The 12,649-nt window shown below is 61.1% G+C and carries 10 protein-coding genes and 1 tRNA gene; 5 read left to right on the top strand and 6 right to left on the bottom strand.

Annotated features, from left to right (window positions below; genetic code table 11):
• Positions 1-7: 7 nt before the first annotated feature.
• The 4 genes from QRN10_RS09450 to QRN10_RS09435 all read right to left on the bottom strand — a co-directional run bounded on the left by QRN10_RS09450 (position 8) and on the right by QRN10_RS09435 (position 6,953).
• On the bottom strand, positions 8-1,423 hold the full coding sequence (locus QRN10_RS09450; RefSeq protein ID WP_181079710.1) for an efflux transporter outer membrane subunit: 1,416 nt from the start codon (positions 1,421-1,423) through the stop codon (positions 8-10).
• A complete protein-coding gene (locus QRN10_RS09445) occupies positions 1,420-4,599 on the bottom strand; it encodes an efflux RND transporter permease subunit (RefSeq protein ID WP_253507232.1) in 3,180 nt (1,059 codons plus the stop codon). The genes QRN10_RS09450 and QRN10_RS09445 overlap by 4 nt, the downstream gene beginning before the upstream one ends.
• 15 nt (positions 4,600-4,614) lie before the next feature.
• Positions 4,615-5,856, bottom strand: a complete 1,242-nt coding sequence (mexE, locus tag QRN10_RS09440; protein ID WP_285428269.1) for a multidrug efflux RND transporter periplasmic adaptor subunit MexE — start codon at positions 5,854-5,856, stop codon at positions 4,615-4,617.
• Between the two features lie 200 nt (positions 5,857-6,056).
• On the bottom strand, positions 6,057-6,953 hold the full coding sequence (locus QRN10_RS09435; RefSeq protein WP_181079713.1) for a LysR family transcriptional regulator: 897 nt from the start codon (positions 6,951-6,953) through the stop codon (positions 6,057-6,059).
• Positions 6,954-7,054: 101 nt separating this feature from the next.
• On the opposite strand from QRN10_RS09435, the gene QRN10_RS09430 reads away from it, so the two are divergent.
• The gene (locus QRN10_RS09430; RefSeq protein WP_285428267.1) at positions 7,055-8,065 is read left to right on the top strand and encodes a polysaccharide deacetylase family protein; all 1,011 of its coding nucleotides are present in this window, start codon (positions 7,055-7,057) and stop codon (positions 8,063-8,065) included.
• Between the two features lie 33 nt (positions 8,066-8,098).
• Positions 8,099-8,635: an ester cyclase gene (locus tag QRN10_RS09425; protein WP_181079715.1), complete on the top strand. Its 537-nt coding sequence runs from the start codon at positions 8,099-8,101 to the stop codon at positions 8,633-8,635.
• On the opposite strand, the gene QRN10_RS09420 is transcribed toward QRN10_RS09425, so the two are convergent.
• Positions 8,632-9,153, bottom strand: a complete 522-nt coding sequence (locus QRN10_RS09420; protein WP_285428265.1) for a sterol desaturase family protein — start codon at positions 9,151-9,153, stop codon at positions 8,632-8,634. The two genes, QRN10_RS09425 and QRN10_RS09420, sit on opposite strands and share 4 nt — an antisense overlap.
• Positions 9,154-9,509: 356 nt before the next feature.
• Here QRN10_RS09420 and QRN10_RS09415 point away from each other — a divergent pair.
• Positions 9,510-9,596, top strand: a tRNA-Leu gene (locus QRN10_RS09415).
• A 231-nt stretch (positions 9,597-9,827) separates the two neighbouring features.
• On the opposite strand, the gene QRN10_RS09410 is transcribed toward QRN10_RS09415, so the two are convergent.
• Positions 9,828-10,721, bottom strand: a complete 894-nt coding sequence (locus tag QRN10_RS09410; RefSeq protein WP_253507451.1) for an NAD(P)/FAD-dependent oxidoreductase — start codon at positions 10,719-10,721, stop codon at positions 9,828-9,830.
• 106 nt (positions 10,722-10,827) lie between these two features.
• Here QRN10_RS09410 and QRN10_RS09405 point away from each other — a divergent pair, with 106 nt between their 5' ends.
• Positions 10,828-11,457 (top strand): TetR/AcrR family transcriptional regulator, encoded by a 630-nt coding sequence (locus QRN10_RS09405; protein ID WP_181079536.1) that lies wholly within the window; start codon positions 10,828-10,830, stop codon positions 11,455-11,457.
• Positions 11,458-12,358: 901 nt separating this feature from the next.
• Positions 12,359-12,631, top strand: a complete 273-nt coding sequence (locus tag QRN10_RS09400; RefSeq protein ID WP_266249272.1) for a hypothetical protein — start codon at positions 12,359-12,361, stop codon at positions 12,629-12,631.
• Positions 12,632-12,649: the final 18 nt, after the last annotated feature.

Genomic DNA, 12,649 nt, shown 5'->3' with positions numbered 1-12,649 from the left:
CTTTACATCACTTGGCGGTAGCGACCACCGTATCCGGCTGCCAGCCACCCCCCAGCGCTTTGTAGATCGCCACTATCCCGCGATACAGATCCACTTCGGCCTGGGCCTGGGCGTCTTCGGCCGCCAAACGCTCACGCTGGGCATCGAGCAGCACCAGGAAGTCCACCGTGCCTTCGCGGTAGCGGATGGCGGCGAGGTCGGCGGCGGCGCGGCTGGATTCGCTTTGGCGGATCAGCGAGACCAGGCGTTGCTGACGCTTGCCGTAGTCGCTGAAGGCGTTTTCGGACTCTTCCAATGCCAGCAATACTTGCTGTTCATAAGTGGCCAGGGCGCCGTCGGCTTCGGCGTCGGCACCGCGCAGGCGCGCGCGCACGCTGCCCAGGTCGAACGCGGCCCAGGTGATGCTCGGGCCCAGGGCCCAGGCGTTGGCGGCGGACGAACCGATCTGCGAGCCGCGCCCGGCGGTAAAGCCAAGGAAGCCACTTAAGCTGACCCGTGGGAACAGGTCTGCCTTGGCCACGCCGATGCGCGCGGTGGCGGCGGCCAGTTTGCGTTCGGCGCTGAGGATGTCCGGGCGGCGCTGCAGCAGTTGGCCGGGATCTCCGATCGGCAAGGCTTTGGCAATCGCCGGCAGGTCTTTCGGGCTCAGATCCACGGTCAGCTTGTCCGGGCGCTGGCCGAGGAGGGTGGCGATGCGATTACGCTCGCGCACCTGTTCGGCCTGCAGTTGCGGCACGCTGGCTTCCACCGAAGCCAGGCGTGCGTCGGCTCGTTCCACGTCGAGCTGATCCCCCACACCGGCATCCCGCAGGCTGACGGTGATGGTGCGCGATTCCTGCTGGTTCTTCAGGTTGTCCAGGGCGATGCGCTCACGCAGTTGCGCGCCACGCAGTTGGCCGTAGGCGTCCACCAGCTCGGCAATCATGCTGACTTGCAGTTGGTACAGGTCCGCCTCGGCCGCCTGTTGGTCGGCCTCGCTGGCTTCCAGGTTGCGCTGGATACGCCCGAACAGGTCCAGTTCCCAGGCCATGTCCAGGCCCAGATCGTAACGTTCGCTGTTGACGCGCCGGGTGGTCTGGCCGGGAATCTGCCCCTTGCCCAAGTCACTGCTGGCGCGGCTGGTAATGGTCGGCATCGCGTCATTGCTGGCATCGTCGCGAATCGCCCGGGCTGCCCGCAGACGGGCGAAGGCGACACGCAGGTCACGGTTGCCCTGCAACGATTGAGTCACCAACTGGTTGAGGGTCGGGTCGTCGAACTGTTGCCACCAGATGCCTTCGAACCTGGCGTGGTCATATTGCTTGGCGTCCGCGGCGGCGGCGATGTTCGCCGCCTCCGGGGTCTGGGTTTTATAGTCCGGGCCTACGGCGCAGGCGGCGAGCGCCAGTACCAGCAGGCTCGGCAGGAATACTTTCACACTCATTGCTGTGTCTCCAGCTTCAAGGCCTTGGCTGCTTTGCGCGCTTCGCTGCGCTCCACATAGCGACGGATCAGGACGTAGAACACCGGGGTCAGCAACAGCCCGAAGAAGGTCACACCGATCATCCCCGAGAACACCGCCACGCCCATGGCATGACGCATCTCGGCACCGGCACCGCTGGACAGTACCAAAGGCACCACACCCATGATGAACGCGAACGAGGTCATCAGGATCGGCCGCAGACGCAGGCGGCAGGCTTCCAATACCGCGGCCAATGGGTCGAGGCCTTCCTGCTGTTTGTCCTTGGCGAACTCCACGATCAGAATCGCGTTCTTGCACGCCAGGCCCACCAGTACGATCAGGCCGATCTGGGTAAAGATGTTGTTGTCGCTGCCCGAGATGATCACCCCGGTGATAGCCGACAGCAGCGTCATCGGTACGATCAGGATCACCGCCAGCGGCAGGCTCCAGCTCTCGTATTGGGCGGCCAGTACCAGGAACGCCAGCAGCACGCAGAGCGGGAACACGAACAGCGCGGTATTGCCAGAGAGGATCTGCTGGTAGGTCAGGTCGGTCCACTCGTAGGTCATGCCGTTGGGCAGTTCATCCTTCAACAGTTTTTCAATCGCGGCCTGGGCCTGGCCCGAGCTGTAGCCCGGTGCGGCGTTGCCGTTGATTTCTGCGGTGATAAAGCCGTTGTAGTGCATCACGCGGTCCGGGCCCGAGGTGTCGCTGACCTTGATAAAGGTCGCCAGCGGGATCATCTCGCCTTTGTTGTTGCGCACTTTCAGCTGGCCGATCTGGTCGGCGTCCTGGCGGAACTGTTGTTCGGCCTGCACGTTGACCTGGTAGGTGCGCCCGAAGCGGTTGAAGTCGTTGGCGTACAACGAACCCAGGTAGACCTGCAGAGTGTCGAAGATGTCGCTGATCGCCACGCCGTGGGTCTTGGCCTTTTCGCGGTCGATGGCCGCATCGACCTGGGGCACATTGACCGTGTAGCTGGTGAACAGGCCGAACAACTCCGGCACGCCGCGGCTCTTGGCGATAACGTTCTGCACTTCTTTGTACAGCTCGTCATAGCCCAGGTTGCCACGGTCTTCGATCTGCAGGCGGAACCCGCCGATAGTGCCCAGCCCCTGTACCGGCGGCGGCGGGAAGATGGCCATGTAGGCTTCTTCAATGTTGCTGTACTGGCCATTCAGTGCCCCGGCAATCGCGCCGGCGGACATGCTCGGGTCTTTGCGCTCATCGAAGGGCTTCAAGGTCACGAACACGATGCCGCTGTTCGGGCTGTTGGTGAAGCCGTTGATAGACAGGCCCGGGAAGGCGATCGCGGCTTCCACGCCGGGCTGTTTCAGGGCGATCTCCGACATGCGCTTCATCACGCTTTCGGTACGGTCCAGGCTCGCGGCGTCCGGCAGTTGCGCGAAGGCTACCAGGTATTGCTTGTCCTGGGCCGGGACGAAACCGGTCGGGGTATGGGCGAAGCCGAAGAAGGTCAGCACCATCAGGCCGGCGTACACGAACAGGGCAATGCCACTGCCGCGAATCACTCGGCGCACAGTGCCGACGTAGCCATGGCTGGCTCTTTCAAAAAAGCGGTTGAACGGGCGGAACAACCAACCGCCGAACAGCTTGTCGAGGAACTTCGAGAAGCGGTCCTTGGGTGCATCGTGAGCGCGCAGCAACACGGCGGCCAGGGCAGGGGACAGGGTCAGCGAGTTGAAGGCCGAGATCACCGTCGAGATCGCAATGGTCAAGGCGAACTGCTTGTAGAACTGCCCGGTCAAGCCGCTGATAAAGGCGGCCGGAATGAACACCGCACACAGCACCAGCGCCGTGGCGATGATCGGACCGGTCACCTCGCTCATGGCTTTCTCAGTGGCCGGGAACGGTTCCAGGCCCAGCTCGATATTACGTTCGACGTTCTCCACCACCACGATGGCGTCGTCCACCACGATGCCGATGGCCAAGACCAGCCCGAACAGCGACAGCGCATTGAGCGAGAAGCCGAACAGGTGCATCACCGCAAACGTACCGATCAACGATACCGGTACCGCTACCAACGGAATGATCGAGGCGCGCCAGGTCTGCAGGAACAGAATCACCACCAGCACCACGAGAATCAGGGCTTCGAACAGCGTGTGCACCACCGCTTCGATGGAGCCGCGAACGAAGATCGTCGGGTCATACGCGATGCGGTAATCCATGCCCGCCGGGAAGCTCTTTTTCAGCTCGGCCATCTTGCTGCGCACATCGTTGGAGATGTCGATGGCGTTGGAGCCGGGACGCTGGAAGATCGGAATCGCCACCGCCGGCTGGTTATCGATCAGCGAGCGCAGCGCGTATTGGCTGGACCCCAGTTCGACCCGGGCGATGTCCTTGAGACGTGTGATCTCACCGTTGGCGCCGGCGCGAATCACGATGTTCTCGAACTCCTCTTCGCTGACCAGACGCCCTTGGGTATTGACCGACAACTGGAAGCTGGTGTCAGACGGCGCGGGCTGGGCGCCCAGGGCACCGGCGGCTACCTGGCGGTTCTGCTCGCGGATCGCGGTGACCACATCGGTAGCGGTCAGGTTGCGTGAGGCGGTCTTGTTCGGATCGAGCCACACGCGCAGGGAGTAGTCGCCCATGCCGAACAACTGCACGTCGCCTACACCCCCCAGGCGCGCCAACTCGTCCTTGATATTGAGGATCGCGTAGTTGGACAGGTACAGCATGTCGTAGCGCTGATCCGGGGAGGTCAAGTGCACCACCATGGTCAGGTCAGGGGAGGCCTTGTCCACGGTGATACCGATGCGTGTCACTTCTTCCGGCAGCTTGGGCTGGGTCCGCGTCACTCGGTTCTGCACCTGCACCTGCGCGTTGTCCAGGTCGGTGCCCAGGGCGAAGGTGATGGTCAGGGTCAGCTTGCCGTCGGCGGTCGACTGCGAGGACATGTACAGCATGTTCTCGACGCCGGTGATCGCCTGCTCCAGCGGTGCGGCCACGGTTTCACCGATGACCTTGGGGTTGGCGCCGGGGAAGTTGGCGCGTACCACCACGGTAGGCGGCACCACTTCCGGGTATTCGCTGATCGGCAATTGGAACAGCGAGATCGCACCGGCGATCAGGATCAGCAGCGACAGCACCGCTGCGAAGATCGGCCGCGAAATGAAGAACTTGGAAAAATTCATCTTGAGTCGTATCCCTTAACCGCGTGGAGTCGCAACACTGGCGAGCTTGGGCGCGGTTTTTTCCGGCGCCACTTGCTCAAGGTTGCTGGCTTCCAGCGCTTGTCGTTGTTGGGCCAAGGCGGCGAGGGTTTCCTTGCTGGCCATCGGAATGGTTTCCGGGGTGACCGGTGCACCTGGGCGCACGCGTTGCAGGCCCTTGACGATAATGGTGTCGTCCTTACTCAGGCCGTTGCGCACGATGCGCAAACCTTCGATCTTCGGCCCCAGCTCAACCGCGCGATAAGCCGGCTTGTCGCCTTCCATCACCAGCACGAATTTTTTGCCCAGGTCGGTGCCGACCGCTTCGTCGTTGATCAGCACGGCGGAGTAGGTACCGCTGCCCACCAGCTTCAGGCGTGCATACAGGCCGGGGGTGTATTCGCCCTTGCTGTTGTCGAACACGGCGCGCCCACGGATGGTGCCGGTGGCGGGGTTGACCTGGTTGTCGATGAAATTCATCTGGCCCAGGTGCGGGTTGCCGGTTTCATTCGACAGGCCCAGGTAAACCGGGGTCGTGGCACCGCGACGGCCCTGGCGTGCCAGTTCGGTGTACTTGAGGTACACGCGTTCGTCGGCGTCGAAGTAGGCGTAGACCTTGTCGGTGGAAACCACGCTGGTCAGCGCAGTGACGTCGGCGGTGACCAGGTTGCCGGCGGTGATTTCGGCACGGCTGACGCGGCCGCTGATCGGCGAGGTCACACGGGTAAAACTCAGGTTCAGTTTGGCCAGGTCCAACTGCGCCTGGATCCCGGCGACGGCGGCGCGGGCTTCCTGGGCGGCGGTGGTACGCGAGTCGGCCAGTTCGGCGGAGATCGCATTGCTCTGGCGCAGACGCTCGCCGCGCTGGGCTTCGTTTTCGCTGCGGGTGGCCGCGGCCTTGGTTTGTTGCAGTTGCGCTTCAAGGCGGCGTACTTCGGCCTGGAATGGGCGTGGGTCGATCTGGAACAGCAGGTCGCCTTTCTTGACCAAAGCGCCTTCGGTGAAAGCGACTTGGTCAATCTGGCCGGAAACCCGTGGACGAATCTGTACGGTTTCCGGCGCTTCGAGGCGTCCGGTGAACTCGTCCCACTCGTTGACCGGTTGCTCCAGCACCTTGGCTACGCTGACTTTCGCCGCCGGCATGGCGGCCGCTTGTTCCGGGGTTTTACCGCACGCGTTCATCACCACCATGGCCAGAATCGCCAGGGGCAAGCGCAAAGGGTTGAGTGACTGTTCCATAGGGTGCATCCGCCAATGTATTTGAGATGGGCGGATCATGCGCGGGGACGCGGTATGTCACGAATCGAATGAAGCGAAGGTAACTATCATTCGGAATGATATAAGCGCGGATTCAGCCCTCTAGCATGGGGCTTTCGTTAGGGAGCTATCAATGGCCTTGATGGCAAGAGTGTTTTGCGTGGCGTGCAAGGAACAGTCCCTCACCTGGCGCGGTCGGCGGATAGCCGCGCCGCGATGCATTCCATCAAGAGGCTGACCCGGCGCGGCAGGGCACGATTGGTGGGGTAGACGATGTTCAGGGCCGTGCGCCCGAGGTCGTAGTCCGGGAACACTTCCACCAGCCGTCCGGCGTCCAGGTCGGCACGCACGTCCCACACGGATTTAAGGCACAGGCCGTGGCCGTCCAGGCACCACTGGCGCACCAGCGCACCGTCATTCGCGACGCGCCGGCCGCGCACCAGGATGCGCTGGGTGTGCCCGTGCCGGGTAAAGGTCCACTCGTGCGCCAGGTTGATGCCAAAGCGCATCACCAGGCATTCGTGCCCAGCCAGATCTGCCGGCTCCAACGGCGTGCCATGGCGCTCCAGGTAAGCGGGTGCGGCGCACACAACGCGGCGGTTCTCGCCCAGGGGTTTGGCATGCAGGCTGCTGTCGGCCAGGGCGCCGTAGCGCACGGCAAAGTCGATGCCCTGGCCGACGGGGTCGACGTAGCCGTCACTGAGGTGCAGGTCGATGCTGACCTGCGGATGCGCCTGCATGAAGTCTGTGAGGACCGGTTCAAGGTGCTGGCGCCCCAGGTCCTGCGGCGCACTGAGGCGGATCAACCCGGAAACGGTCCGAGTGCCCAGGCGAATACTGCTGTGCAACGCCTCGGCCTGATCCAGCAGGCGCCGTGCGCCTTCGGCCAGCACGCGGCCTTCGTCGGTCAGGTGAATGGCGCGGGTAGTGCGGTTGAGCAGGCTGGCGCCGTAGAAACGCTCCAATTGCACCAGCCGCTCGGACACCGAGGCCGGTGACAACCCCAGTTCGCGCCCGGCCGCCGACAGCCCACCTTTCTCGATAATCAGCAAAAACAGCTCAAGATTTTTCAACGGCATTGTTCGGGGTTTCCGAAAAAGGTTTTTGAAAGCGGCTCAATTATCAAAATAATCCAAACATCTTACGGTTGCATCCGTGCTTATCCAACGGAGTCAACGCGATGACATTGATCAACACGCAACGGCGTACCTTTCTCGCCCAGGCCGGCGCAGGCGCAGCGGTGCTGGCGGCGGGGTCGCTACTCAATCCGGCGGGCGCTGCCACGGTGCCGAAGGGCCGGGCCAATAGCGCTGCGGCGATGTCCAGCCAGCGCAACGGACGGTTCTGGCCCGGCGACACGCGGCTGGTGGTGTCGATTTCCATGCAGTTCGAAGCAGGCGGGCAGCCCCCCAAAGGCACTGACAGCCCGTTCCCCAAGGTGGATTTTCCCGACAGCGTGCCGGCCGACGTGGCCACCAATACCTGGTTCGCCTACGGCTATCGCGAGGGCATCCCGCGCATGCTCGACCTGTGGGACCGGCACGGCGTGAAAGTCACCAGCCACATGATCGGCGACGCGGTGCAGCGGCACCCCGAGTTGGCCCGCGAGATCGTCGCCCGTGGCCACGAGGCGGCGGGGCACGGCCCGCGCTGGAGTTCGCAGTTCGCCATGAACCGCGATGAGGAGCGCACCTTTCTGCGCCAGGCCGCGAGCATGGTGCAGGCGGTCACCGGGCAGCCGGTCGTCGGTTACAACTGCAACTGGCTAAGGCGCGGGCCGAACACCCTGTCGCTGCTGCAAGAGCTGGGCTACGTCTATCACATCGATGACGTGAGCCGCGATGAACCCTTTATCGAGCAGGTCAACGGCAAGGATTTCGTGGTGGTGCCCTACACCTTGCGCAACAACGACATCGTGTTGATCGAGGGCCGCAACTATTCACCGTCCCAGTTCCTGGAGCAGGTGAAGCTGGAGTTCGATCAACTCTACGAAGAGGCCGGCACCCGGCGCCGCATGATGTCGATCAGCGCCCATGACCGCATCAGCGGCACGCCGCAAATGGTCAAGGTGTGGGATGAATTCCTGCGCTACGCCAACAGCCATCCCGGCGTCGCTTTCATGCGCAAGGACGCGATTGCTCAATACACCCTCGACAGCCCGCTGAGTCTTCGGGAAACCGAGACGATTTGAGGCGCTGCCCCCCTGCATTCAAGGACATTACCAATGAAACCTTTTGCCCGTTCGCACTGCGCCATTGCGGTTGCCGCCTTGCTACTGTCGGGAGCGGCTTCGGCTGCCACGACCGAATTGATCAAACCCACTGTGGTGGTGATGGATAAGAGCCTTACGGCGAATCAACAAGCGCTGATGGAAACCGTCGCGCGCCGTTATGACACCTTCTGGCACACCGGCGAAGAGCGCTTGGCTCGCGAAGCGCTGGCGGATGATTTTGTCGACAAGACACCTCCCGAAGGCCGCAAACAGGGCCCGCAAGGCCCGTTGCTGGCCTCGCGCGCCTTCCGTGCGGCGGTGCCGGATTTGAGTTGCGAGATCGAACAGTTGATCATCGCCGGCGACCGCGCGGTGGCGCACCTGCATTTTCGCGGGCACTTCACCGGCACCTTTGGTCAGCGCAAGGGCAGTGGCCAGGTCGTGGATTTTATTGCCACCGATATCTACCGGATCGACAACGGCAGGATCGCCGCCAACTGGCATATCGAAGATAACCTGACCCTGATGAAGCAGTTGGGCGTGCTCTAGCGCTGGGCGGGATCGACGCGGATATAAGTGCGGAACACGTGATCCCACAACGGCGAGGACACCCCGAAGTTTTTCTCGATGCCCTGGCGGTGGTGCAGGTCGTGATTGGCCACCAGCCCTGGCACTAAGCCGTAGGCCCAATGCTGCGGGCGATGCATCACGTAATGCACCGAGATGTAGAAGAAGTAGCCGGTCACCGCACCGATAAACACCGAGACCAGGCCGGTGTACCAGGCCAACAGCAACAGCGTGGCGAAGGTCGAGCTGGTTTTCCAGCTCGACACACCGATATAGGCCAGCACATCCACGTGGTGGGTCCAGTGCTCACGGCGGTACAACGAGTGGAACAGGAAGCGGTGCGCCGAGTATTCCACCAGCGTCCAGGCCAGCAGGCCCACGAGAGCCAGCCCAGGCACGAACGGCGCCAGGCAGAGCGCGAGGATCACGAAAGCCGGGACGGTGAAAAAATCGAGGTAATACGCAAGCGAAGACATCAACCATTTATTCGAAACGGCCATGTGCGGAATATCCCTGTAGTACGCGATGGAGAGGCAAGCGATAGGCGCGTGGGGCCGCCACGCGCGCCATCATGCAGGCACCTCGGCGCGAAGTCACTCTGGTCGCGGTGGATATCGGCGCCATTTGTGGCCTGTGACACATCCACCGGCGACGGCGACCAGCTGGCGTTGCGCCGGCCAATAGCACCTCGTAACGCTGGACGTCCGGAAACGCCACGCACAAAGGCCCGTGGCGAAGTGTAGATCACTGATCTGCCAAGCTTTTTTATCCTGCTTTTATGCTTCAAAGCGGGCGCCTGACCTTGCGTCGACGCGCTTGGGTCTATATATTCCGAACCCTATTGCACCGCGCTACCGCCCGAATGGCGAAACTGGTAGACGCATGGGACTTAAAATCCCCCGCTCGTAAGGGCGTGCCGGTTCGATTCCGGCTTCGGGCACCATCTTACATTCCACTGAGCGCTTTCGAGTTCCGTGGAAGCCTTGAAAAACCTGCCTTCTGGCGGGTTTTTTAGTTTTTGCATTCTGTCGGTTGCTGGTCCGGTTTGCTGAGATCAAGTCGTTTTAGGGGTGATTTCAGGGGTAGTAATTGGTTCGATTAAGGACAGTACCCTTATGTCGCGCACAACTGCTCCGCTTACTGATTCTGCCTGGCTCATCTCTAATCTGTGCCCTCAAACCAGCATCGACTGCTGGGCGAAGATGCCCGCCATCACGCCTTGCCATGAAGCCGTGCTGACAGATGCCATGAGAGGGTTGGCAAGGTCGCCGGCAGCGTAGACGCCGGGCACAGTGGTTTCGCGGCGCTCGTCGACCTTGAGCGCGATACCCAGGGGCGTATCGACCGTGGCGAGGCCCAGTGATTCATGCAGACGTGCGGAGGGCTTGTTGCGCGGATGCGCGAATAGGATGTCGACCGCAACAGAGGGGCCGGCGTCGAGCCTGACGGTGGTGTTGTGGCTCTCGTTATGCTCGATTTCGGTGATTCGGCCATCAACGACAGGGTTGCCGCGGCGCGCCAGATCGGCGCGGATGTCGGGTGGAATGTCGTGACCATTGGCAAAGACCGTCAATGTGTCGGTCCAGTCGTGGTATAGCTTGACGTAGTTGTGCGACGGCGGACCTGACCAGACGAGGCCCCAATGCCGGCCCGCAACTTCAAAGCCGTCGCAATAGGGGCAGGGTACGATGGAGGTTCCCCAGCCTTTGGCAAAGCCGTGAAGTTCAGGCATCTGGTCGACGACGCCATAACTCAGGATCAGCCGGCGTGCCCTGTGGCTTTCGCCATCGCCAGTGAGGATGGAGAAATCGTCAATGGTTCCAGAGATATTCTCGGCCCGGGCAGTGACAAGACTGACCGTAGGGTAGCGCGCAAGCTGTTGCCGCGCTTCGGCCAGAATCTCTTGCGGTGGCTTGTGATCGTGGCCAAGCAAACCATGCGAGTGCTTGGCGAAGCGATTACGCGGAAGGCCCGTATCGAATACGGTGACTTTTCGGCGGGCACGACCAAGCTGTAGAGCGGCGGCAAGACCCGCAAAACTGCCGCCGATAATGATGACGTCATTCATGGTGATAGGCTCCACGTTGTGGCTGAAGGGACTTGAATTTTACTTTTCTGGTACTTGCGAGTACCATAATTCCATAGTTAAGATACTGTCAAGTACTGGAATTCTTATGACCGAAATTTGCCAGACCCGGCGCGGCCGGCCAGCCAACGAGGCGCTCAGCCAAACGATTGTCGACGCCGCCGGCGAACTTTTTATGGAGTTGGGATTTCAAGCGACAACGATGGACAAGGTCGCCCAGCGGGCAAAAATATCCAAGCTAAGCATCTACCGGCACTTCGAGAACAAGGAGGCGCTGTTCAGTGCGGCCATCGCGGCCCACTGCCATCAGTTTGCACCGCAGGCCATTGCCGAAGGCGTCGACGGCTCGGCTGCAGATCAGCTCATGGCGGTGGGGACATTCCTGCTGCGCACATTGTTGAGTCCGCAAGTGCGCAGTGTTGAGGCCATGATCATGGTCGACAAGACGAAGCAAAAGTCGTTGAGCAAGCTTCATTATGAAGCCGGTCCCGCCTATGTCGTTGCCCAGATCGAGGCCCTGTTGCGCCAGTTGCACGCGGAGGCGATGCTAAATGTTCCCGACCCGTTGGAGTCTGCCCGTTTGTTTGCCGCGCTTATCAAAGGGTCCGATCTTCTGATGATCGCCCGCTTCGATGAGGCGAAGGCAAAGGACGACAATGAAGTCGAATCCTATTGCCGGTCGGCCGTCGCCATGTTCATCGCAGCGCACGGTGTTTAGTGGTTGATTTGAACGCTTGATGTCGGTCGTTAACTGGACATTACTGGTCTCTGTTCCATGAAGCGCCGGGGGCACTTATCGGCTTTTCTGGCCCAGCATTTAATTGCTGGGCCAATTCGCGGGATCTTAAGCTTAAGTCTGCGCACTCTGTCCGGCGAATGGTTTTATCGTTTGGTCCTGTCGCCAAGGCCATCTGCCCTGACTGATCACCCGGAACCAGTCATCAAAGCGGCTGCCCGCTGGTCAACTCGATCGCCTGCGTCCAGACGCTGCTTACCAGCCCCTTGGAAACCACTGCCGGGCAAGTCTCACCGTCACACGCAGGGCGTGCTGACCTTGGTCGCACTCCAACTGCTGATTTTCGCGGGTTGCTGGTTTGCGCCACCTGAGATTTTGCCGCTAAGCCTTTGGCGTAAGTTCGCTCAACTCGGGGCTGGCTTCTTTGGTAAGGCGCATGGGTTATCTTGTACAAAACTGAATTTTTTGTACAAATAAATGTCAACGGCTCATGTTTCGCACGGGTGCCCGGAGCCATGGACAACACTGAAGACTTTCGATTCGAAGCGCACAAATACCTGCTAGAAATGGATGCAGCCGTCACTGAGCTCATGATGCTCGTGGTGTCGGGAAAAACCTGCGGGGCGCAGTGGGATAAGGCGAATGCACGCTATGACAACGCCCACACGGAATGGGCCAGGTTTTTGAGACCCAGGGGGGCGGTTCCTATGTCTACGAAAATGCACCAGGCAACGTAGGCATCAGGCGGATTGCAAGGGCCTGCCGTACTTCGAGCACCGCTTATCGGATATCAATCCGGTGGTCGGCCGTGTAGTGGCAATTCATCATCATCTGCGCTAGAAATATCCCGCAGGCAGGATGTCACTACGACGGGGAGGTGTGTATGAAATGGATGCTTCGACTCATTAATTCGCAAGGCGAGATGTTCTACAGCGAAGCTGCAGACATTCAAGGCAACAGGCGCCTATGCCGTCATCCGCAGTTTGCAGAGCAGTTTGACAGCTTGCCGGATGCCGAACGCGGCTTGAGCTACTTCCAGCTCCTTTGGGAGTTTCGCGCGTACGTTATGGACATCACCGAAATGCGCGCTGGCGAATGCTTCGGTGCTCAGGGGCGCTCTATTCATGGCGCGACGGAAGGCACCGCCATTTGCTGAGCGATTCAAATCGCTCTG

It is taken from the genome of Pseudomonas sp. lyk4-R2A-8, from assembly GCF_030209095.1.
In the GTDB taxonomy this organism is placed as follows: domain Bacteria; phylum Pseudomonadota; class Gammaproteobacteria; order Pseudomonadales; family Pseudomonadaceae; genus Aquipseudomonas; species Aquipseudomonas quebecensis.
This window is presented reverse-complemented; position numbering and strand designations above follow the sequence as displayed.